The following is a 20,398-nucleotide window of genomic DNA, read 5'->3' on the forward strand; positions in this document are numbered from 1 at the left end:
CGTACGCCGCCACGGCCGGCCGGGACGTCCCCGCCGGCGCCGGCCGCCGCACCCCGCACGCCCGCGGCGTCACCACCTCCTCCGGAGCCGGTCGCCGAGCCCCTGCCGACGGAGGATTCACCGCCGCCCGCGGGGCCGTTCAGCGCACCCCGGGCGCCAGGCGGCCCCGCGCCGCCACCGGTGGTCGCGGCGGCGGGAACGGCCGGTGCGCCGGCTCCCGCGACGCCACCATGACGGGCACCGCCCGCCGCGCCCTCGGCGTACCCAGCTCCCGTCACACCGTCAACTCCCGCGCCCCGCACGGCCGGTGCGCTCGCGGCGGCCGGTGCGGTCGCGGGCGGTGCGCCGTCCGCGACGATGCCTGCTTCGTCCCTGTCGGACCAGGGCGCACCATGGCCACCCGTGCCCCGTCGTTCACCTTCGGCACTCGCCGTCACGCCAGCCTCCGCCGGGACCACCGCTCTGTGACCGCCGGTTCCCCGCACGGGCGTGGCTTGTCCGCCCGGCTCCGGTCCCTCACCAACTGCGGTACCCCGTATGGGCGTTACTTGCTCCTGTTGGGCGGGATCGGGGCCGGAAACGTCCGCCCAGCTCGGCACCGTGACCGTTTCCGCACCACCGGTGGTCCAGGCCCGCTCGCGGGGACGGAACTCGGGGGCCCCTCCGGGCCACGCGGCCCCGGCGTCGCTCCGGGCCGCACCCGTGCCGTGCGCGCGGTCGCGCCGGGCGCCGAGGGCGCGCCGCAGGAGCGACCGCAGCCATGAGTCCGGGGCGACGCTCTCGGTCGGTTCCATTCCCGTCCCTCTCACAGCCGGCGGTGCCCACGCCACGCGGAGCCACGCGGACTTGAAGATCCCTGGACAGCCGCGTCTGAAACCCTCCCCCCGGCTCTCGGTGAGCGGGGGCTACCCCATCCGCAGCGGGGCGCGGCAGGCGCACACCTCAACAGTAGGCCGCGGAAGGCTTCCACGGGCAGCGGTCGTCTACGGTTGCCCGAATGCGACCCGGCCACCCGTATGCATCTGATATGCGCTGAACGGGTGGCCTTCAACCGCTATTCTTCGGTCGGAAGTGCGACTTCCCGAGCGGCGTCCGCCCCTTGTTCGAGCAGGACCGCGAAGCCGGCCTCATCGAGAACGGGCACCTTCACTTGCATGGCCTTGTCGTACTTCGAGCCGGGGTTGTCGCCCACGACGACGAATCCCGTCTTCTTTGAAACGGAACCGGTGACTTTCGCTCCGCGGCTCTGCAGCGCCTCTTTCGCGCCATCTCTCGTGTGGTTCTGCAGGGTGCCGGTGACGACGACGGTGAGGCCTTCCAGGGGACGCGGCCCCACGTCCTCGGCGCCGCCCTCTTCCTCCATACGGACGCCGGCGGCACGCCACTTGCGGATGATCTCGCGGTGCCAGTCCTCCGCGAACCACTGCTTGAGGGACGCGGCGATGGTCGCGCCGACGCCCTCGACGGCGGCGAGCTCCTCCTCCGTCGCCTGCTCGATGCGCTCGATGGAGCGGAACTCGCGGGCCAGCGCCTCGGCGGCGACCGGCCCCACGTGCCGGATGGACAGGCCGGTGAGGATCCGGGCGAGCGGGCGCTCCTTGGCCGCGGCGATGTTCTCCAGCATGGAGAGGGTGTTCTTCTTGGGCTCGCCCTCCTGGTTGGCGAAGAAGAACACCACCTTTTCCTCGCCGGTCTTCGGGTCGCGCTTGGGCAGGCCCGAGTTCTGGTCGAGGACGTAGGACTTGATGGGGAGGAGTTCCTCGACCTTCAGGTCGAAGATGTCGCCCTCGTCGACGATGGGCGGGGTGGCGGGCTCCAGGGGGTTGGTGAGGGCGGCCGCGGCGACATAGCCGAAGTTCTCGATGTCCAGGCATTTGCGGCCCGCGAGGTAGAACAGGCGCTCGCGCAACTGGGCGGGGCAGCTCTGCCCGTTCGGGCAGCGGAGGTCGATGTCGCCCTCCTTCATGGCCCGCAGGGCGGTACCGCACTCGGGGCACTCGGCGGGCATCACGAACTCGCGCTCGCCGCCGTCGCGCAGGTCGACGACGGGGCCGAGGATCTCCGGGATGACGTCGCCCGCCTTGCGCAGGACCACGGTGTCGCCGATGAGGACACCCTTGGCCTTGACCACGTCCTGGTTGTGCAGCGTGGCGAACTCGACCTCCGAGCCCGCTACGGTGACGGGCTCCACCACGGCGTACGGAGTGACGCGGCCGGTGCGGCCGACGCCGACCCTGATGTCGACGAGCTTGGTGTTGACCTCCTCCGGCGCGTACTTCCAGGCGATGGCCCAGCGCGGGGCGCGCGAGGTGGACCCGAGGCGGCCCTGGAGCGGGATCTCGTCGAGCTTGACGACGACGCCGTCGATCTCGTGCTCCACGGAGTGGCGGTTCTCTCCGTAGTACGTGATGAAGTCGCGTACGCCGTCGAGGCCCGGGACGACCTTGGCGTGCCGGGTCGTGGGCAGGCCCCACTCGCGCAGCAGCTCGTAGGCGTGCGACAGGCAGTCGATGTCGAAGCCCTCGCGGGCGCCGATGCCGTGCACGACCATGTGCAGCGGGCGCGTCGCGGTGACGCGCGGGTCCTTCTGGCGCAGCGAACCCGCCGCCGCGTTGCGCGGGTTGGCGAAGGGCTTGTCGCCGGCCTCCACCAGGCGGGCGTTCAGCTCCTCGAACTTCTCCATGGGGAAGAAGACCTCGCCGCGGATCTCGACGAGGGCCGGGATGCGATCGCCCTGGAGGCGCTCGGGGATGTCCGTGATCGTGCGGACGTTGGGCGTGATGTCCTCGCCGGTGCGGCCGTCGCCGCGGGTCGCGGCCCGGGTCAGCCTGCCGTTCTCGTACGTCAGGTTGACGGCGAGGCCGTCGATCTTCAGCTCGCACAGGAAGTGGTGGTCGCTGGTGCCCACTTCCTTGGCGACGCGGTCGGCCCAGGCGGCCAGCTCCTCGTCGTCGAAGGCGTTGTCGAGCGACAGCATGCGCTCGCGGTGCTCGACGGAGGCGAAGTCCGTCTCGTACGACCCCGCGACCTTCTGGGTCGGCGAGTCCGGGGTGCGCAGCTCCGGGTGGCGCTCCTCCAGGGCTTCCAGCGCGCGCAGCAGCTTGTCGAACTCGGCGTCGCTGACGACGGGCTGGTCCTTCACGTAGTACCGGAAGCGGTGCTCCTCGATCTGTTCGGCGAGCTTGGCGTGCTCGTCCCGTGCCTCGGCGGGCACCGTGCCTTCCTGTTCGACAGCCACCGTCTCGTCCTCCCGTTACCTTCAGACCCAGTTACTCAGGGTTGTCCGCGAGTGATCTCGCCGCCCGGGCGCAGTGGGCGAGCGCCGCGCGGGCGTACCCGGGCGAAGCGCCCGCGAGACCGCACGACGGCGTGACCGTGACCGCGTCCGGAAGCGAGCCCGGATTCAGCCCCAGCCTGCGCCACAGCGTCCTGACACCCATGACGCTACCGGCAGGGTCTGACAATGCGCCGTCCGTGCCCGGCACGACACCGGCGAACAGCTTCGTGCCGGCTTCGACGGCTTCGCCGAGCACCTCGTCATCACGCTCGGTGAGCAGTGCGAAGTCGAACGACACGGCGTCGGCACCCGCCCGGCGCAGCAGCGCGAACGGCACGTCGGGCGCGCAGGAGTGGATGGCGACGGGGCCGTCGTGGACGGCCATGACGTCGCGCAGCGCGCTCTCGACGAGCTGGCGGTCCACGGCGCGGTGGGTGCGGTACTGGCTGGCGGTCTTCACCTGTCCGCGCAGCACGGCGGTGAGCGACGGCTCGTCGAGCTGGAGCAGCAGCGTGGCGCCCGGCACCCGCTTGCGGACCTCCGCGAGGTGGCTCCGCAGGCCTTCCGCGAGGGATCCGGCCAGGTCGCGGCAGGCGCCGGGGTCGGAGAGCGCGGCCTCGCCGTTGCGCAGCTCAAGGGCGGCAGCGAGGGTCCAGGGCCCGACGGCCTGGACCTTCAGCGGGCCCTCGTAGCCCTGCGTGAACTCCTCCAGGGCGTCCAGGTCCTCGCCGAGCCAGGACGCCGCGCGGCGCGTGTCGCGACCGGGCCGGTCGCCGAGGCGCCAGCCGCTGGGCTCCACGCGCGCGTACAGCTCGACGAGCATCCCGGCCGTGCGGCCGATCATGTCGGCGCCGGGTCCGCGCGCGGGCAGCTCGGCCAGATACGGCATGCCGTGCTCGGCCCCGTCGAAGGTGCCGGTGACGGTCTTCGCGGTCTCGCGGGCGTCGCCCCCGGGCATCGATCCGACGCCGGTGGCGCCGCCCCAGCGCATCGTGCTCACCGCCTCGCTCATCGTCCCGGCCGCACCGTCAGGTCGTTGACCTCGGCGTCGCGCGGCAGGTCCAGGGCCATCACGATCGTCGTGGCGACCGACTCGGGGTCGATCCACTGCGCGGCGTCGTACTCCTTGCCCTCCTGCTGGTGCACCTTCGCCTGCATGGGGCTGGCGGTGCGGCCGGGGTAGACGGAGGTGACGCGCACGCCGTTGCCGTGCTCCTCGTTGCGCAGGGAGTCCGCGAGGGCCTTCAGGCCGTGCTTGGAGGCGGCGTACGCGGACCAGTCGGCGCTCGCGCGCAGGCCCGCGCCGGAGTTCACGAAGAGCACGTGGCCCTGGGCGACGCGGAGTTGGGGCAGCAGGTGGCGGGTCAGCTCGGCGGGTGCGATCAGGTTGACGTTGAGCTGGTGGCGCCAGGCCTTCGGGGTGAGCTCACCGACGGGGCCGAGGTCGACGACGCCCGCGATGTGAAGGAGCGAGTCCACGCGGTCCGGGAGCGACTGGTGGGAGAAGGCCCAGGAGAGCCTGTCCGGGTCCGCGAGGTCGCCGACCAGGGTGTTCGCGCCCGGGTACTCGGCGGCGAGCTCCTTGGCCCGGCCCGCGTCGCGCGCGTGCAGCACGAGGGTGTCCCCGCGCGCGTGGAGGCGGCGGGCGACGGCCGCGCCGATGCCGGAGCCCGCCCCGGTGATCACATGAGTTGCCATGTGCCCATCGTCGCATTGCGGCCGGTCAGCGCGTGCCCATGGCCTCCTCCAGGTACGCGAGGGCGCCCACCGGCTCCTCGGCGAAGAACACCAGGTCGGTCAGCGGCACCGGCAGGAAGCCCTCGGCCTCCATGCGACGGAACTGCTCCTTCAACCCGTCGTAGAACCCGGCCGAGTTGAGCAGCACCACCGGCTTGGTGGTCCTGCCGTGCTTCTTCAGCTCCAGGATCTCGGTGGCCTCGTCGAGGGTGCCGGTGCCGCCGACCATGATCACGACGGCGTCTGCCTTCTCCAGGAGCAGCGCCTTGCGCTCGGCGAGGTCCTTGGCGATCACCATGTCGTCCACGCCGGGCCGGGCCTTGGCGGCGAGGAAGTCGACCGAGACGCCCATGAGGCGGCCGCCCGCTTCCTGCACGCCGTCCGCCACGACCTTCATCAGGCCCACGTCCGAACCTCCCCACACCAGCGTGTGACCGCCCTTGCCGAGCAGCTCGGCGAACTCGCGGGCGGGGCGGGTGTAGGTCTCGGGCAGGTCGGCGGCGGAGAGGAAGACGCAGATGTTCATGGCCTCCACGGTACGTTCCGCCTCTGACACTCCGACAGCCTCGGGCGGCGCGGGCGTACCGGGGAAGAATCGCCCCGCGGTGCGCGCTGTACCCGAAAAGGGCCACCTACGGAAGGCAACGCCATGGCCGAAGGGCACCGCATCACTGTCGAGCAGGGCACCCAGCATGTGCGCGTGACGCAAGGCGGCCAGGTGGTGGCGGAGAGCAGGCGCCCGCTGGTGCTGCGCGAGACCGGCTACCCCGCGCGCTACTACCTCCCCCCGGCGGACGTACGCACCGACCTGCTGACGCCGTCGGAGACGCACACGTACTGCCCCTTCAAGGGAACGGCGTCCTACTGGTCGCTGCCGGACGCCGCGGACACCGTGTGGGCGTATCCGGAGCCGAAGCCCGAAGTGGCCCTGGTCAAGGACCACTTCTGCTTCTACGAGGTGGAGGAGGTGGAGGAGGTGGCGGAGGCCTCCTAGGCGACCGATGCCGCTCTCGGGGCTTGCGCGGCGGTCGCCGTGAACGTCCTGCGGTAGGCCGCCGGAGAAACGCCGAGTACGGACCGCATGTGCTGGCGCAGTGAGTTGGCGGTGCCGAAGCCCGCGCGGTGGGCCACCAGGTCGATGGGCAGGTCGCTGGTCTCCAGGAGGTTGCGGGCCAGTTCGATGCGCTGGGCGGTGAGCCAGCGGCCCGGCGTGGTGCCCACCTCGTCGCGGAAGCGGCGCGTGAACGTACGCAGGCTCATGCGCGCGTGGTCCGCCAACTCGCCGAGCGTCAGCGGCTCCTGGAGGCGTTGCAGCGCCCACGCGCGCGTGGGCGCCGTGGTGGCGACCGTCGGCTCCGGGACGGGCCGTTCGATGTACTGCGCCTGGCCGCCGTCGCGCCAGGGCGGCACGACGCAGCGGCGCGCCACGTGGTTGGCGACGGCGCTCCCGTGGTCGCGGCGGACGAGGTGCAGGCACAGGTCGACGCCCGCGACGACGCCCGCCGACGTGAGGATGTCGCCGTCGTCCACGAAGAGGACGTCCTCGTCGAGCCGCACCTTGGGGAACTCGCGCCGGAACTGCTCGGCGACCTGCCAGTGCGTGGTCGCGGGCCGCCCGTCGAGGAGACCGGCCGCGGCGAGGACGAACGAGGCGCTGCAGAACGACACCAGGCGCGTGCCCGGACGCACCCGGGCGAGGGCGGCGGCCAGCGGCCCCGGCAGCCCGTCCGCGGCCCTCGCGCCGTTGCAGGGGCCCGCGGGCGGGATCACCACCGTCTCGGCCGTCTCCAGGGCCTCCGGGCCGTGCTCGACGGCGGCGGAGAAGCCCGCGTCGGTCCGTACGGGACGGCCGTCCGCCGTGCACACGACGACGTCGTACAGCGCCCGGCCCTCCGCGTCCTCGGCGTTGCCGAACACGCGCGAAGGGATGCCCAGCTCGAAGGGGTACACGCCGTCCAGGGCGAGGACGACGACGCGGTGGGGGCGGTGCGGGCTGCGGGAGGCCATGGCCAGATTCTGTCACATGATGGCCAAACTGCCAGCACTGTCGTAGGGCTCCCGGGCGCACTCTGGTGATCGCTCACCAGAGAGGACAAGATCAATGAGCTCCCGTACGACCACTCCCGCACCCCCGTCCGCGCCCGCCACCACGATGCGTGCCGTCAGCCCGCGCGGGTGGGGCGCTCCCGACGTCCTGGTCCCCGTGGAGGTGGACCGGCCCGAGCCCGGACTCACCGAGATCCTGGTCAGGGTGCACGCGGCCGGGGTGAATCCGGTCGACTGGAAGACGCGTGCCGCCGGCCAGTTCGGGACGTGGGGCGACACCCCGATCCTCGGGTACGACGTGTCCGGCACGGTCGAGGCCGTGGGCCCCGGAGTGACCCTGTTCGCCCCCGGTGACGAGGTGTTCGGCATGCCGCGCTTCCCGGAGCAGGCGGGCGGCTACGCCGAGTACGTGACCGCGCCCGCGCGCCGCTTCGCCCTGAAGCCCGCCACCGTCGACCACGTCCAGGCGGCCGCCCTGCCGCTTGCCGCGCTGACCGCCTGGCAGGGCCTGATCGAGACGGCGGGCCTGCGCGCCGGGCAGCGGGTCCTGATCCACGCGGCCGCGGGCGGCGTGGGCCACCTGGCCGTGCAGATCGCCAAGGCGCACGGCGCGTACGTCATCGGCACGGCACGCGCCGACAAGCACGGCTTCCTGCGGGGCCTGGGCGCGGACGAGGTGATCGACTACACGGTGACGGACTTCGCGGAGGCGGTGCGGGACGTGGACGTCGTCCTGGACGGCGTCGGCGGCGAGTACGGTCCCCGGTCGCTGCCCGTGCTGCGCCGGGGCGGCCACCTGGTCACCCTGCCCGACCCGGGCGGGCTCCCCGACGCCGCGCGGGCCGAGGCCCTGGGCGTGCACACCGGCTGGACGGTCGTCGAGCCCGACCGCCACGGCATGCTGGAGATCGCCCGCCTGGTGGCGGAGGGCAAGCTCCGCGCGGAGATCGACAAGGTGCTTCCCCTGGAGAACGCGGCCGAGGCACACGCCTACGGGGAGCGGGGCCGCACCCAGGGCAAGATCGTGCTCCAGGTGGCGTGACGGCCCCGGCCCCCTTCAGGGGCGCGGCGGCTCAGCAGGGCCGCGACGAAGGGCCCTCGAAACGCGCCCAGAGCGCCCGCCAGTCGCGGTCGTACAGGACCAGGTTGGCGTCCGCCTGGAGCCGCAGCCACGCGCCCCGGCTGCCGCACCCCTGCGTCCCCAGGGACCACAGGGGCCTGCCCTGTCCGTCGTAGGCGACGACGTTGCCGTCGCGCTGCATCCACAGGGACACGTTCCAGCCACGGGTGCCGGTGTCCCAGAGCGGCTCGTAGAAAGCGAAGACGTGGTTGTAGAGGACGATGTTGCCGTCGTCCTGGACCCACAGCTCGTACCAGCGCGACGCCTCGACGTAGACGGCGATGTACTTGTCCCGGGTCAGGCACTCACCGGGCTTCAGGTAGTCGTGGTAGCCCGAGCCCTGCGGGGGTGTGGCGCAGCTGGAGTCGGGGAAGGCCCGCGTCCGCACGGTTCCCTGGGACTTCACCGGTCCGGAGAGGAGCCCCTTCTTCTTGGCCTCCTGCAACGTGGGGAGCCCCTTGAGGGGTGCCGACGGCAGCGTGGGGACCTTGTCGCCCTTCTTCGGCCGGACGGACTTCGGAGGGCCCGGGTGGGACGCCGTGGGCGCGCTCGCCCGTACGCCGTCGGGGCGCGGCTTGGCCGTGGCGGCGGGAGCCAGGGAGCCGAGGGCGAGCACGGCGGCGAACGCCGTGGTGATCAGGGTGGTCCGGCGGTTCATGGGTACGTCGGCTTTCGTCAGCACGGGCGGGTGGAGGGGCCGTTGAAGCGCGCCCAGAGCGGGCCCCAGTCGCGGTCGTACAGGACCAGGTTGGCGTCGGACTGCACCCGCAGCCACGCCCCCCAGTCGCCGCATCCGCTCGTCCCCAGGTGCCACAGCGGGTTGCCGTTCGCGTCGTAGACGACGACGTTGCCGTCCCGCTGCATCCACAGCGACACGTTCCAGCCACGGGTGTTGGTCTGCCAGACGGGCTTGTACCACGTGTCGTTCTTGTAGAGGACGACATTGCCGTCGTCCTGGACCCACAGCTCGTACCACATCAGCGTGTGGATGTACGCGGCGATGTACTTGCCCGGGGTGAGGCACTCACCGGCCTTGAGGTAGTCGTGGTAGTCCGAGCCCTGCGGCGGTTCGGAGCAGCTCGCTTCGGGGAAGGAGCGCACCTTCACCCCGCCCTGGGTCTTGACCGGCCCCGAGATGAGGCCCTTCTTCTTCGCCTCCTGCAACGTAGGCAGGCCCTTGAGGGGCGCCGACGGCAGCGTGGGGACCTTCTTGTCGCCCTTCTTGGGCTGGATGGACTTCGGGGGTCCCGGGTGGGACGCCATGGACGGGGTCGCCCGCGGGGCGTCCGGGCGCGGCTGGGCCACTGCTCCGGTCGCCAGCGTGCCGAGGGCGACGGTGACGGCGAGCGCCGCGGTGAAGAGGGAAGCTCCGCGTCTGGCGGGGCGCGCCGGGGTTCTGCTGGGGATCATGTGGCCATACCACCGCGCGGCGATCCACAGCCGATCAACGCGCGGTAAACGGCCCCCTCGGGGTCAGACGGCCGCCGCGGCCCGGTGGGTCGTGGCGATGGTCGCCGAGCCCACCACGCGCGTGCCGTCGTACAGGACGATCGCCTGGCCGGGGGCGACGCCGCGGACCGGCTCCGTGAAGGAGACCCGCAGCTCACCGTCGGACGTCAGCTCCGCCGTGACCGGCGTCTCGTCGCCGTGGGCGCGCAGCTGGGCCGTGTACGTGCCGGGCCCGGAGGGGGCCGCGCCGCACCAGCGGGGCTTGACGGCCGTCAGGGCCGTCACGTCCAGGTCGGCGGCGGGGCCGACGGTCACGGTGTTGTTCACCGGGGAGATGTCGAGGACGTAGCGGGGCTTGCCGTCGGGGGCGGGCGTGCCGATGCGCAGGCCCTTGCGCTGACCGATCGTGAAGCCGAACGCACCCTCGTGGGTGCCCAGCTTGTTGCCTTCGGAGTCGACGATGTCGCCCTCGGCCTTGCCGAGGCGGGAGGCGAGGAAGCCCTGCGTGTCGCCGTCCGCGATGAAGCAGATGTCGTGGCTGTCGGGCTTCTTGGCGACGGCGAGCCCGCGGCGCTCGGCCTCCGCGCGGATCTCGTCCTTCGTGGTGACCGTGTCGCCGAGCGGGAACATCGCGTGCGCGAGCTGCCGGTCGTCCAGGACCCCGAGGACGTAACTCTGGTCCTTGGCCATGTCCGAGGCGCGGTGCAGCTCGCGCGTGCCGTCCTCGTTGAGGATCACCTGCGCGTAGTGGCCGGTGCAGACCGCGTCGAAGCCGAGGGCGAGGGCCTTGTCCAGGAGCGCGGCGAACTTGATCTTCTCGTTGCAGCGCAGGCACGGGTTCGGGGTGCGCCCCGCCTCGTACTCGGCGATGAAGTCCTCGACCACGTCCTCGCGGAAACGCTCGGCGAGGTCCCACACGTAGAACGGGATGCCGATGACGTCCGCCGCGCGGCGGGCGTCGCGCGAATCCTCGATGGTGCAGCACCCGCGCGCGCCCGTGCGGAACGACTGCGGGTTCGCGGACAGCGCCAGGTGCACACCGGTCACGTCGTGCCCGGCTTCGGCGGCGCGGGCGGCGGCGACGGCGGAATCCACGCCGCCGGACATGGCGGCGAGGACGCGGAGCGGGCGGGGGGCGCGCGGCGGGGCCGAGGAGATCTGCGAAGTCATAGCTCTAACAGGGTACGGGTCCGTGGGAACCCGGCGCCCGTGAGTATGCGTTGGGGATCACATGGGGGACGAGAAGACGGAGCAGAGCGAGCGGGCCGAGCCCGGCGGGAGCGGGGACGGCGGCGCGGAGTCCGCGCGGCGGCGTGGGCTCACCCGGCGCGCGCTGCTGCTCGGCGGCGCGGCCGTCGGCGTCGGCGCCGTCGTGGTCGCGCACGACGAGTTGGGGCGCCTGTGGTGGCGGGTTCCCGGCGTCGTGAAGAAGCGCAAGGAGGGCGAGGTCGACGCCCGGGGCGCGCAGTGGATAGCGGCGTCCGGAGCGAACTGGCGGCGGGCCGACCGCCCCGACGACTACGAGATCGACCGCGTCGTCATCCACGTCGTGCAGGGCGGCTACCGCACCGCCCTGAAGGTCTTCAAGGACCCCGGCCACGGCGCCGCCGCGCACTACGTGGTCCGCAAGGACGGCCACATCGCCCAGATGATCCGCGAGCTCGACGTGGCGTTCCACGCGGGCAGCAGGGACATGAACGAACGCAGCGTGGGCATCGAGCACGAGGGCTTCGTGGACAAGAAGGAGTCGTTCACGGACGCGATGTACGAGGCGTCCGCGCGGCTCACGGCGGGGATCTGTGAGCGGTACGACATTCCGGTGGACCGGGAGCACATCATCGGGCACGTGGAGGTGGAGGGGACGGATCACACGGATCCGGGGCCGCACTGGGACTGGGAGCGGTATTTGCGGCTGGTGCGGCGGGAGCGGGATCGGCCCGCCCGCACCAAGGCTCCGGCCTAGCAGGCCCCGCGGCGGGGGGGGGGTGCCCGGCTGGGAGCCCCCAATCCCACCCCTTCCCGATCCTGGGGCTCCGCCCCAGACCCCGCTCCTCAAACGCCGGAGGGGCTGAATCTGGCCGCTGCTAGCTCAGGCCCGCCGTTCGCGCCCGTTTCACCGCCGGGCCGATCGCCGTCGCCACCGCCTCCACGTCCGCCTTTGTGGACGTGTGGCCGAGGGAGAAGCGCAGGGTGCCGCGGGCCAGGTCCGGGTCGGTGCCGGTGGCCAGGAGGACGTGGCTGGGCTGGGCCACGCCCGCGGTGCAGGCCGAGCCGGTGGAGCATTCGATGCCCTGGGCGTCCAGGAGCAGCAGGAGGGAGTCGCCCTCGCAGCCGGGGAAGGTGAAGTGGGCGTTGGCCGGGAGCCGGCCCGCGGGGTCCGGGTCGCCGCCGAGGATGGCCTCGGGGACGGCCGCGCGGACGGCCGTGACCAGTTCGTCGCGCAGCGCGCCGATCTCGCGGGCGAACCACTCGCGGCGCTCGGCGGCGAGCCGCCCGGCCACGGCGAACGCGGCGACCGCGGGCACGTCGAGGGTGCCGGAGCGCACGTGCCGCTCCTGACCGCCGCCGTGCAGCACGGGCACGGGACTGTGGGCGCGGCCGAGCAGCAGCGCGCCGATGCCGTAGGGGCCGCCGACCTTGTGCCCGGAGACGGTCATCGCGGCGAGCCCGGAGGCGCCGAAGTCGACCGGCACCTGCCCGAAGGCCTGCACGGCGTCGGCGTGCAGCGGCACGTCGAACTCGGCGCAGACGTCGGCCAGTTCGCGTACGGGCTGGAGGGTGCCGATCTCGTTGTTGGCCCACATGACGGTCGCGAGGGCGACGTCGTCGGGGTTGCGGGCGATGGCCTCGCGCAGCGCCTCGGGGTGCACGCGGCCGTGCGCGTCCACGGGGAGGTACTCGACGGTGGCGCCCTCGTGCTCGCCGAGCCAGTCGACGGCGTCGAGGACGGCGTGGTGCTCGACGGGGCTGGCGAGGACCCGGGTGCGGGCCGGGCCGCCGTCCTCGCCTGCGCGCCGCGCCCAGTAGAGGCCCTTCACGGCGAGGTTGTCCGCCTCGGTGCCGCCGGAGGTGAGGACCACCTCGCTGGGGCGGGCGCCGAGCGACTCGGCCAGCGTCTCGCGGGCCTCCTCGACGGTGCGTCGCGCCCGGCGCCCCGCCGCGTGCAGCGAGGAGGCGTTGCCGGTGACGGCGAGCTGGGCGGTCATCGCCGAGATCGCTTCCGGGAGCATCGGAGTGGTCGCGGCGTGGTCGAGGTAGGCCATGGTGGGCACGATTCTACGAGCCGCGGGCGCGCGGCCGGACGCCGCGGTGGCCCGTTCGCACCGGTCAGCCCGCGAAGCTCCAGGACACCGAGTTGTTCAGGGACATCAGTACGCCGAGGACGACCAGGTCGGCCACGCCGAGCCCAAGGCCGAGCAGCGCGCGACCGCGCCGGGCGGTGCCGCGCCACAGCGCGACGGACGCGAGGGCGATGGCGACCGGGCCGAGCACGATGTTCAGGACGAGCAGCCCGAGCAGACCGAGGACGAAGGAGGCCACGGCCATTCCGTCGGTGTCCTGACGCCCGACGGGACGGTTGTCGGCGTTGTCGGCGGGCGCCTCTGCGGTGAGTTCCATGGTGCGACTCCTCTGGGTGGTCGGACGTCGTACGGAATCAGCGGTGGCGCGCGTGCCGCTCGCGCACCGCGAACACCAGCAGCCACACGCCGATGACGGTGGCCATCACGAGCGTGACGGACAGCGGGGCGTGCGCCACGGTGCCCATGGCCACGCCGAGCAGCAGAAGTGCGGCGACGAGAAACAGCATGGAAGGACCACCTCTCTTCGGTGAACGCTTGTGGTTACAACTGTTCACTGACCGGAGAGTCTACTCCTCTCCCGGCTTTCAAATCTCGGAGAACAGTTGTTAACTGCATGGCATGAGTCACATCCTCGACGGCCCGGCCCCGGGCGCCCGCCAGGCGCAGAAGCAGAAGACCCGGCAGGCGCTCCTCGACGCGGCGCTGCGCCTCCTTGAGGAGCAGAGCCTGTCGAGCCTCGGCCTGCGCGAGGTGACCCGCGCCGCGGGTGTGGCCCCCACCGCCTTCTACCGGCACTTCCGCGACACCGCCGACCTGGGCGTGGCCCTCGTCGAGGAGGCCCTGGGCAGCCTGCACACGACGCTCGTGGCCACGCTCGCGGCGACCGGTGACGGCGAGGAACGCATCACGGCCGCCGTCGACCTGATCGCCGCCTATGTGCGCGCGTACCCCGCCCACGCCCGCTTCATCGCGCGCGAACAGCACGGCGGCGTGAAGCGGGTGCGCGAGGCCATAGGCGCGCAACTGACCCTGTTCGCGCAGGAGGTGGCGGCGCAGTTCGCCAAGGAGCCGGAGGCGGCGGGCTGGAGCGAGGACGACCTGCTGATGCTCGCCCGGATGTACGTCGACCACATGGTGATGACCGCGTCCGCGCTCCTGGAGACCGACGACGACGGTCCGGTGACGGACACGGCCCGCCGACAGCTGCGCCTGGTGGGCCTGGGGCGCCTGCACTGGCTCGACGCGCCGGCACTCGACGAACCAGTAAGGGGCAACTAGCCTTACCGGCTATGACATCCGCGCACGCCGACTGGCCCCTGGACGAGACCTTCACCTCCTCCTCCGGTGCCGTCCGCTGGACCGCCCTCGGCCCCACCACGGCACCCCCGGTCGTCCTGGTCCACGGCACCCCCTTCTCGTCGTACGTCTGGCGGGGCGTCGCCAGGGCGCTGGCGCGCGAGAACCGTGTGTACGTATGGGACTTGCCCGGGTACGGCGCCTCCGAGATGCGGTCCGGGCAGGACGTCACGCTCGCCGCGCAGGCCCGTGTGCTCACCGAGCTGCTCGCCCACTGGGGCCTGGACGGGCCGGAACTCCCGGCGGTCGTGGCGCACGACTTCGGGGGCTGCGTGGCACTGCGCGCCCACCTGCTGCACGGGGCGCGCTACGCACGCCTCGCCGTCGTCGACCCGGTGGCGCTCGCGCCCTGGGGCTCGCCCGCGTACCGGCTGCTCGGGGCGCACGCGGAGGTGTTCGCGCAGCTTCCGGCGGCGCTGCACGAGGCGCTGGTGCGGGAGTACGTCGGCTCGGCGAGCCATCGCGGGCTGCACCCGGAAGTGCTGGACCGGCTGGTGGCGCCCTGGTGCACGGAGGCGGGCCGCCCCGCCTTCTACCGGCAGATCGAGCAGAACGACCAGCGCTTCACCGACGAGATCCAGGGCAGGTACGGCGAGTTGGCGCTGCCCGTCCTCGTCTGCTGGGGCACCGAGGACACCTGGATCCCGGTGGCGCGCGGCCACGAACTCGCCGAGCTGATCCCCGGCGCCGAGCTGCGTCTGATCGAGGGCGCCGGACATCTCGTACAGGAGGACGCGCCGGCGGAACTCACGGCGGAGCTCGGCCGTTTCCTCATTGCGGGCCCTCGTAGAGCGAACTGACAGCAGCGGCGGCCCGCGCCAGCTCTTCCCGTACCTCCGGCGGCGAAAGGACCTCGACGGCGTCCGAGAAGGCGAGCAGCACGCGGGCCGCACGCGTCTCCTCGCACACGAGACGCACAGTGACCCACTCCCCCGTGTCCCCCGTTTCCTGCACGACCACCTCGGTGAGCGCGCCCCCGTGCAGCCGTAGGAAACGCCCGAAGCGGTCTCGGCGCACCCGTGCCGTGACCTCGATGCCCCCCGTGCGCCGCTCCACCCGCTGCTTCAACACGGCCCAGACGTCGGCGAGTTCCACCCCCGCCCGGCGCCGCACGGGCTCGTCCAGGACGCGGGCCGAGCGCACCCGGTCGGCGCGGAACAGCCGCGGCTCACCGTCCCGGTCGGCCACCAGGTACCAGACGCCCGCCTTCGACACGAGGCCGTACGGATCGAGGGTGTACGTCGCCGGCTCGTCCGGATCCTCGGCGCCGCTGTGCACATAGCCGACGCACACCCGCCGGTCGGCGAAGACGGCGTCCTGGAGCGTGCCCAGGTGGTCCACGGGCAGGCCGTCGCCCGGCCCGCGCGTCCACCGGGTGGCGTCGACGAGGACGCGGCGGCTGGTCAGTTCGGCGGCGGGGCGATGCGGCGCGGGCAGCGCCGCCATCACCTTGCGCAGGGCCGAGCCGATGGCCGCGTCCAGGCCGAGCGCGGCGTGCGCGCCCTGCGCGGCGAGTACGAACAGGGCGCGTGACTCGTCGGCGGTCAGCCCGGTGACGTCCGTGCGGTAGCCGGGAAGGAGCGCGATGCCGCCGTGCCGTCCGCGCTCGGCGTACACCGGAACGCCGGAGGCCGACAGCGCCTCGACGTCGCGGTAGATGGTGCGTACGGACACCTCCAGGCGCTCGGCGAGTTCGTGCGCGGGCACCGTCCCGCGGGTCTGGAGCAGCAGGAGGACGGAGAGCAGCCGGTCGGACTTCACGCGGTCAAGGATCGCGCAGCCGGGCCCGGGGCTCGCACCCGGCCACAGGCTTGCCGATCCAGAAGCGACGGAAAAGCCCCGTCACCTCTTCCCAAATTCTGCTTATGATTCGGAGGTGTTCGACTCCCGGCACATCAGGTCCTTCCACGAAGTGGTCCGCACCGGCTCGTACTCCGCCGCGGCCCGCTCGCTCGGCTATACGCAGCCCGCGATCACCCAGCAGATGAAGGCGCTCGAACGGTCCGTGGGCACGGTCCTGTTCACCCGCGTCGGCCGCCGCATGCGGCTGACGGAGGCGGGCGAGGCGCTGTCCCGGCACGCCGGGGTGATCCTCGGCAACATCGACGCGGCGCAGCAGCAGATGAACGCGATCACGCGGCTGCGCACCGGCCGGGTCAGACTGTGCGCGTTCCCCAGCGCGACCGCCACGCTGATCCCGGAGGCCCTGGCCCGCCTCGCCCGCGGCCACCGCGGCATCCGCGTCGAACTGCAGGAGTACGAGCCGCCGGAGTCGCTGCGCCGCCTGGTGCACGGCGAGGCCGACGTCACGCTCGCGTTCACCTATCCCGGCCTGCGCGAAGAGGTTCCGGACGAGGTCGTCGAAGTGCCGCTGATGGAGGACCAGTTGACGGTCCTGATGCCCACCCGGCACCCGCTGGCGCGGCGCCGCTCGGTGCGGCTCGCCGACCTGTCCGAGGAGCGCTGGATCGCCGGGTGCCTGCGCTGCCGGGCCAACTTCCTGCACGAGTGCGCCGAGCAGGGCTTCGCGCCGGACATCGCCTTCACCACCGACGACAACCTCGTCATACAGAGCCTCGTCTCGGAGGGGCTCGGCATCGCGATGATGCCGGGACTCGTCCTGAACTTCCTGTGCCACCGCTCGGTCACCGGCCGCCCGCTGGACCCCGCGTCGCGGCGGCAGGTGTCCGCGTACGTCCTGCGGGAGCACCTGCGCATTCCGGCCACGTCGCTCGTGCTCGACGAATTGAAGGCGGTGGCGGCGAACCGGGTGGGCTGCTGAACAGCCCCTGAGCGGGTCCTTGAACACGCACCTGGGCGTGCGGTTGAACGGGCAATACATAAGCAGGTTTTGAGGTTCCGCCAAGAAACTGTCGTTGGACGTGATGGATGGTGCGGGCCGAACCTGCCCGTATGACCACCCCCACCGCGCACACCCGCACCCGTACCGAAATCCGTACGACCGACCGCCTCGACGCGCTCGTCTCCGACATCCGCGAGGCCGTCGGCCGCGGGCTGCCACCGGATCTGACCGCGTATCTGGTCGGCGAGCGCCTCGCGCCGCACCTGGGCGCGCTCGACCTGCTCACCCCCGAGCAGTGCGAGGGCGATCCGGACCGCTACCGCCAGCACCTCCTGCACGCCGAGAGCGACGGCAGCTTCTCCGTCGTCGGCCTGGTGTGGCTGCCCGGCCAGCGCACGTCCGTGCACGACCACGTGTCGTGGTGCGTGACCGGTGTGCACGAGGGCGAGGAGCACGAGCGGCGCTACCGGCTCGTGCCCGCCGCCGGGCCCGGCACCGCGGCGCACCTCGTCGCCACCGAGGACGTGGTGAACCCCAAGGGCGCGGTGTGCGGTTTCGCGCCGCCCGGTGACATCCACCGCGTGTGGAACGCGGGTGCGGGGCAGGCGATATCGCTGCACGTCTACGGCGCGGACATCTCGCGGCTCGGCAGCAGCGTGCGGCGCGTGTACGACTTGCCGGCCGACCGCTGATGGCGCTCCTCGGCCAGCGCCCGCCGAAACCGGCGTCGGCGTCGGCTCCGCGTGCGCGCCCGCGCGCGCTTTCGCCCTCGCGCCGGCTCGCGACCGCCGTCTCGGGCCCCTGGCCCGGCCTCGCGCTCGCCGTGACGGGCGTGGCCCTCGCCTGGCTGGTTCACCGCCTCGTGCCGGGCGTGCCGATGCTGACGGTCGCGATCGTCCTCGGGCTCGCGGTGGCGCAGGTGCCGGGGTCCCGGGTGTGGGTACGGGGGTGGGCGCGGCCCGGACTCACCTTCGCCGCGAAGCGGTTGATGCGGGTGGGCGTGGTGCTGCTCGGCCTGAAGCTCAGCCTGGGCGATGTGCTCGGGGTCGGCTGGGAGACCGTCGCGATGGTCCTCGTCGTGGTCGCGGCGACCTTCTTCGGTACGTGGTGGCTCGGCCGGAAGCTGGGGCTGCCCGGCGACCAGCCGCTGCTCATCGCCACCGGCTACTCGATCTGCGGGGCGTCCGCCATCGGAGCCGTGAGCGACGTCTCGCGCAGCGAGGAGCGGGACACGGCCACGTCGGTGGCCGTGGTGACCCTCTGCGGCACGCTCGCCATCGCCGTACTCCCCCTGCTCCAGGGGCCGTTGGGCCTGACCGACGCGGAGTTCGGGCGGTGGGTCGGGGCGAGCGTCCACGACGTGGGGCAGGTGGTCGCCACGGCGCAGACCGCCGGGGGTGACGCCCTCGGGGAGGGCGTGCTCGTCAAGCTGATGCGGGTGGCGATGCTGGCTCCGCTGGTGGCGGGGGTGGCGGTGGCTGTCCGGGCACGGGCGGCGGCTGCGCGGGCTGCGGCGGCTTCGGGTGCCGCCGGAGCCCCGGACGCCTCCGGCGCGGGTGAGCGGCGTCCGCCGTTGGTGCCGCTGTTCGTCGCGGGGTTCGTGGGGATGGTGGTGGTACGCAGCACGGGCTGGCTGCCCGACTCGGCCCTCGACGGGGCCGGACTGGCCCAGGAGTTGCTCCTGGCGGCCGCCCTGTTCGGCCTCGGCAGCGCGGTGGACCTGCGGTCGCTGGTACGGACCGGGGGGCGGGTGGGGCTCGTGGGGCTGTGTGCGTGGGTGGTGGTGGGCGGGGTGTCTTATGCGGGGGTGTGCTTGACGGGGTGAGGGGTCTGGCGGGGCGCCCTGGGCCTGGGACTCGGCTTGCCCCTCCCTAGGCCGGAACGGGCCTGACGGCTTGGGACGTGACCCCTCCCGCGCAACCGACTCCGTCAGCCTGGGCCGCCTGTCAGGGTCGGGGAGCCGCCTCTGGCGGCCCAACTGCCCATAGCGGGGAGCGACACAAACCCGGCAGGTGCCCACAGCGGGTGAGCGGCCCGGGAGGCAAGTCCCGTCCGCGGTCGCGCCCCGGCGCTGTCGCTCCTCCACCCACAGCGAGTCAGCGGCGCTGAAGCCAGGGCCCGTCCGCCGTCACGCCCCGAGGCCACCGCTCCCCCACCCACAGCGAGTCAGCGGCGCTGAACCCAAGCCACATCCACCGCCACGCCCCGAAGCCGCCGCTACCCCACCCCGCCCACCACCCATCCCGTCGATGCCGGACCGCCCCTCCCGGCGCCGGGAGTTCGGTCGGCTTGGACCACACGTCGGCGGTGGCGACGCACGCTGCACGCAGCCCGTTGTTCCGGTCACGGACGGGTGGGCGGGTGGGCGAGAAACATCCGCCGCGGAGCGGCGGGGATTGGGGCGGGGTCGAGGGGTGCCGCCCCTGCTCAGGTGAGGCGGACCCGGGCCAGTTGGCGGGACTGGGCCACCAGGCGGTCGGCGGAGTCCCAGACCTCGGCGTCCTCTTCCAGGTAGCCGCCGGCCAGGTTGCGCGTGGTGAGGGCGACACGGAGGGGGCCGGGCGCGGGCCGGGCCCGGACGTGGACGGTGAGCTCGATGGTGGGCACCCACCCCTTGAGCCCCATCTCGAACGCCGTCGGCGGCAACGCGTCCACCGCGAGCAACAGCGACAGCGGATCCGCGTCCCGCCCGTCGGCGAGCCCGAACCACCCCCGCATCTCCCCCTTGCCGGACGGCGCCCCGAGCGCCCACCCGAGCGTCGCGGGATCCAGCTTCAGCCACAGGCGGTCGGCGATCGCGGACGACCCGGGCACGGCCCGCTGCTCGGCAGGCGCGTCGTCGGCCCCGAAGCACTGCTCGACCGGCGGCAGCTCCGGAGGCTTGGCGGACGTACGGACATCGTCGGGCAGCGTCCCGAGGTCCCCGTACGAGGCGAGCACCCGCAGCCGCTCGACCTCGCGCCCGTCGGCCTCGAACTGCACGAGCGAGGCCTGCCCGGTGGAGAGCCCGCGCCCGGTCCGCACGGTCTGGGTGCGGACGACGGCGGGCCCGGGGTCGGACGCCGTCAGATAGTGCGCGGAGATCGTGAACGGGTCGGGATGCGGCAGCGCCTGCCCGAGGGCGCGGCCCACGACCGCGAGGAGATAGCCGCCGTTGACGGCGTTGACGATGGTCCAGCCCGCGGAGAGATCGGCGTCGTACACGCCCGGCTCCCGCTCGGTGACCGCCGTGTCGCGGTCGAACTCGCTGTCCCCCACCGCCGCGCGCACCGTCGGCGCCTCAGAAGTTTCCGCCATGCCAGCAACGT

The 20,398-nt window shown here is 72.8% G+C and carries 21 protein-coding genes; 8 read left to right on the forward strand and 13 right to left on the reverse strand.

The window, feature by feature from the left end; translation table 11 throughout:
* Positions 1–1,054 precede the first annotated feature (1,054 nt).
* From ligA to IEY91_RS36755, 4 genes are read right to left on the reverse strand one after another with little or no spacing between them, the layout of a single operon-like run.
* A complete protein-coding gene (gene ligA, locus IEY91_RS36740) occupies positions 1,055–3,238 on the reverse strand; it encodes an NAD-dependent DNA ligase LigA (protein ID WP_164320324.1) in 2,184 nt (727 codons plus the stop codon).
* A 31-nt stretch (positions 3,239–3,269) separates the two neighbouring features.
* Positions 3,270–4,289, reverse strand: a complete 1,020-nt coding sequence (locus IEY91_RS36745; RefSeq protein WP_189177245.1) for a methionine synthase — start codon at positions 4,287–4,289, stop codon at positions 3,270–3,272.
* Positions 4,286–4,975, reverse strand: coding sequence for an SDR family oxidoreductase (locus IEY91_RS36750; RefSeq protein ID WP_164320326.1), 690 nt, complete (start codon positions 4,973–4,975; stop codon positions 4,286–4,288). Before IEY91_RS36750 ends, IEY91_RS36745 begins: the two co-directional genes overlap by 4 nt.
* Before the next feature lie 25 nt (positions 4,976–5,000).
* Positions 5,001–5,540 carry an LOG family protein gene (locus tag IEY91_RS36755; RefSeq protein ID WP_164320328.1) on the reverse strand — a complete coding sequence of 180 codons (540 nt, stop codon included), beginning with the start codon at positions 5,538–5,540 and terminating at the stop codon, positions 5,001–5,003.
* A gap of 123 nt (positions 5,541–5,663) precedes the next feature.
* Between IEY91_RS36755 and IEY91_RS36760 the strand changes: the two genes are divergently transcribed.
* Complete coding sequence (locus IEY91_RS36760) at positions 5,664–6,008, forward strand: DUF427 domain-containing protein (protein WP_189177246.1); 345 nt, start codon at positions 5,664–5,666, stop codon at positions 6,006–6,008.
* Here IEY91_RS36760 and IEY91_RS36765 read toward each other — a convergent pair.
* Positions 6,005–7,021 carry a GlxA family transcriptional regulator gene (locus IEY91_RS36765; protein ID WP_189177247.1) on the reverse strand — a complete coding sequence of 339 codons (1,017 nt, stop codon included), beginning with the start codon at positions 7,019–7,021 and terminating at the stop codon, positions 6,005–6,007. The two genes, IEY91_RS36760 and IEY91_RS36765, sit on opposite strands and share 4 nt — an antisense overlap.
* Positions 7,022–7,115: 94 nt before the next feature.
* Here IEY91_RS36765 and IEY91_RS36770 point away from each other — a divergent pair, with 94 nt between their 5' ends.
* Positions 7,116–8,102, forward strand: coding sequence for an NADP-dependent oxidoreductase (locus IEY91_RS36770; RefSeq protein WP_164320334.1), 987 nt, complete (start codon positions 7,116–7,118; stop codon positions 8,100–8,102).
* Positions 8,103–8,133: 31 nt separating this feature from the next.
* On the opposite strand, the gene IEY91_RS36775 is transcribed toward IEY91_RS36770, so the two are convergent.
* The 3 genes from IEY91_RS36775 to mnmA all read right to left on the reverse strand — a co-directional run bounded on the left by IEY91_RS36775 (position 8,134) and on the right by mnmA (position 10,799).
* Complete coding sequence (locus tag IEY91_RS36775; RefSeq protein ID WP_189177248.1) at positions 8,134–8,838, reverse strand: hypothetical protein; 705 nt, start codon at positions 8,836–8,838, stop codon at positions 8,134–8,136.
* Between the two features lie 17 nt (positions 8,839–8,855).
* On the reverse strand, positions 8,856–9,590 hold the full coding sequence (locus tag IEY91_RS36780) for a hypothetical protein (RefSeq protein ID WP_164320338.1): 735 nt from the start codon (positions 9,588–9,590) through the stop codon (positions 8,856–8,858).
* A gap of 63 nt (positions 9,591–9,653) precedes the next feature.
* A complete protein-coding gene (gene mnmA / locus IEY91_RS36785) occupies positions 9,654–10,799 on the reverse strand; it encodes a tRNA 2-thiouridine(34) synthase MnmA (RefSeq protein ID WP_189177249.1) in 1,146 nt (381 codons plus the stop codon).
* A 61-nt stretch (positions 10,800–10,860) separates the two neighbouring features.
* Between mnmA and IEY91_RS36790 the strand changes: the two genes are divergently transcribed.
* On the forward strand, positions 10,861–11,592 hold the full coding sequence (locus tag IEY91_RS36790; RefSeq protein ID WP_189177250.1) for an N-acetylmuramoyl-L-alanine amidase: 732 nt from the start codon (positions 10,861–10,863) through the stop codon (positions 11,590–11,592).
* Between the two features lie 121 nt (positions 11,593–11,713).
* On the opposite strand, the gene IEY91_RS36795 is transcribed toward IEY91_RS36790, so the two are convergent.
* From IEY91_RS36795 to IEY91_RS36805, 3 genes are all read right to left on the reverse strand, one after another.
* Positions 11,714–12,892, reverse strand: a complete 1,179-nt coding sequence (locus IEY91_RS36795) for a cysteine desulfurase family protein (protein WP_189177251.1) — start codon at positions 12,890–12,892, stop codon at positions 11,714–11,716.
* Between the two features lie 64 nt (positions 12,893–12,956).
* Positions 12,957–13,247, reverse strand: coding sequence for a DUF4190 domain-containing protein (locus tag IEY91_RS36800; protein ID WP_164320347.1), 291 nt, complete (start codon positions 13,245–13,247; stop codon positions 12,957–12,959).
* Positions 13,248–13,284: 37 nt separating this feature from the next.
* Positions 13,285–13,437: a hypothetical protein gene (locus tag IEY91_RS36805; RefSeq protein WP_189177252.1), complete on the reverse strand. Its 153-nt coding sequence runs from the start codon at positions 13,435–13,437 to the stop codon at positions 13,285–13,287.
* A 112-nt stretch (positions 13,438–13,549) separates the two neighbouring features.
* On the opposite strand from IEY91_RS36805, the gene IEY91_RS36810 reads away from it, so the two are divergent.
* On the forward strand, positions 13,550–14,209 hold the full coding sequence (locus IEY91_RS36810; RefSeq protein WP_189177253.1) for a TetR family transcriptional regulator: 660 nt from the start codon (positions 13,550–13,552) through the stop codon (positions 14,207–14,209).
* 11 nt (positions 14,210–14,220) lie between these two features.
* A complete protein-coding gene (locus IEY91_RS36815) occupies positions 14,221–15,087 on the forward strand; it encodes an alpha/beta fold hydrolase (RefSeq protein ID WP_189177254.1) in 867 nt (288 codons plus the stop codon).
* Here the strand turns inward: IEY91_RS36815 and IEY91_RS36820 are convergent.
* On the reverse strand, positions 15,059–16,048 hold the full coding sequence (locus IEY91_RS36820) for a helix-turn-helix transcriptional regulator (protein ID WP_189177255.1): 990 nt from the start codon (positions 16,046–16,048) through the stop codon (positions 15,059–15,061). The two genes, IEY91_RS36815 and IEY91_RS36820, sit on opposite strands and share 29 nt — an antisense overlap.
* A gap of 115 nt (positions 16,049–16,163) precedes the next feature.
* Here IEY91_RS36820 and IEY91_RS36825 point away from each other — a divergent pair, with 115 nt between their 5' ends.
* The 3 genes from IEY91_RS36825 (at position 16,164) to IEY91_RS36835 (ending at position 18,915) form a co-directional block, all read left to right on the forward strand.
* On the forward strand, positions 16,164–17,069 hold the full coding sequence (locus tag IEY91_RS36825) for a LysR family transcriptional regulator (RefSeq protein ID WP_164320355.1): 906 nt from the start codon (positions 16,164–16,166) through the stop codon (positions 17,067–17,069).
* Positions 17,070–17,200: 131 nt separating this feature from the next.
* Positions 17,201–17,782, forward strand: coding sequence for a cysteine dioxygenase family protein (locus IEY91_RS36830; protein WP_164320357.1), 582 nt, complete (start codon positions 17,201–17,203; stop codon positions 17,780–17,782).
* A complete protein-coding gene (locus IEY91_RS36835; protein WP_189177256.1) occupies positions 17,782–18,915 on the forward strand; it encodes a YeiH family protein in 1,134 nt (377 codons plus the stop codon). Before IEY91_RS36830 ends, IEY91_RS36835 begins: the two co-directional genes overlap by 1 nt.
* A 602-nt stretch (positions 18,916–19,517) precedes the next feature.
* Here the strand turns inward: IEY91_RS36835 and IEY91_RS36840 are convergent.
* A complete protein-coding gene (locus IEY91_RS36840) occupies positions 19,518–20,387 on the reverse strand; it encodes a thioesterase family protein (RefSeq protein WP_189177257.1) in 870 nt (289 codons plus the stop codon).
* Positions 20,388–20,398 lie beyond the last annotated feature (11 nt).

Source organism: Streptomyces lasiicapitis (assembly GCF_014646335.1).
Classification (GTDB): Bacteria; Actinomycetota; Actinomycetes; order Streptomycetales; family Streptomycetaceae; genus Streptomyces; species Streptomyces lasiicapitis.

Coding starts and splice junctions, on each gene's coding strand:
- IEY91_RS36745 (WP_189177245.1), bottom strand. CDS start 4,289: ATGAGCGAGGCGGTGAGCACGATGCGCTGGGGCGGCGCCACCGGCGTC.
- IEY91_RS36775 (WP_189177248.1), bottom strand. CDS start 8,838: ATGAACCGCCGGACCACCCTGATCACCACGGCGTTCGCCGCCGTGCTC.
- IEY91_RS36810 (WP_189177253.1), top strand. CDS start 13,550: ATGAGTCACATCCTCGACGGCCCGGCCCCGGGCGCCCGCCAGGCGCAG.
- mnmA (WP_189177249.1), bottom strand. CDS start 10,799: ATGACTTCGCAGATCTCCTCGGCCCCGCCGCGCGCCCCCCGCCCGCTC.
- IEY91_RS36780 (WP_164320338.1), bottom strand. CDS start 9,590: ATGATCCCCAGCAGAACCCCGGCGCGCCCCGCCAGACGCGGAGCTTCC.
- IEY91_RS36800 (WP_164320347.1), bottom strand. CDS start 13,247: ATGGAACTCACCGCAGAGGCGCCCGCCGACAACGCCGACAACCGTCCC.
- IEY91_RS36760 (WP_189177246.1), top strand. CDS start 5,664: ATGGCCGAAGGGCACCGCATCACTGTCGAGCAGGGCACCCAGCATGTG.
- IEY91_RS36755 (WP_164320328.1), bottom strand. CDS start 5,540: ATGAACATCTGCGTCTTCCTCTCCGCCGCCGACCTGCCCGAGACCTAC.
- IEY91_RS36835 (WP_189177256.1), top strand. CDS start 17,782: ATGGCGCTCCTCGGCCAGCGCCCGCCGAAACCGGCGTCGGCGTCGGCT.
- IEY91_RS36765 (WP_189177247.1), bottom strand. CDS start 7,021: ATGGCCTCCCGCAGCCCGCACCGCCCCCACCGCGTCGTCGTCCTCGCC.
- IEY91_RS36795 (WP_189177251.1), bottom strand. CDS start 12,892: ATGGCCTACCTCGACCACGCCGCGACCACTCCGATGCTCCCGGAAGCG.
- IEY91_RS36770 (WP_164320334.1), top strand. CDS start 7,116: ATGAGCTCCCGTACGACCACTCCCGCACCCCCGTCCGCGCCCGCCACC.
- IEY91_RS36840 (WP_189177257.1), bottom strand. CDS start 20,387: ATGGCGGAAACTTCTGAGGCGCCGACGGTGCGCGCGGCGGTGGGGGAC.
- IEY91_RS36790 (WP_189177250.1), top strand. CDS start 10,861: ATGGGGGACGAGAAGACGGAGCAGAGCGAGCGGGCCGAGCCCGGCGGG.
- IEY91_RS36750 (WP_164320326.1), bottom strand. CDS start 4,975: ATGGCAACTCATGTGATCACCGGGGCGGGCTCCGGCATCGGCGCGGCC.
- IEY91_RS36815 (WP_189177254.1), top strand. CDS start 14,221: ATGACATCCGCGCACGCCGACTGGCCCCTGGACGAGACCTTCACCTCC.
- IEY91_RS36805 (WP_189177252.1), bottom strand. CDS start 13,437: ATGCTGTTTCTCGTCGCCGCACTTCTGCTGCTCGGCGTGGCCATGGGC.
- IEY91_RS36830 (WP_164320357.1), top strand. CDS start 17,201: ATGACCACCCCCACCGCGCACACCCGCACCCGTACCGAAATCCGTACG.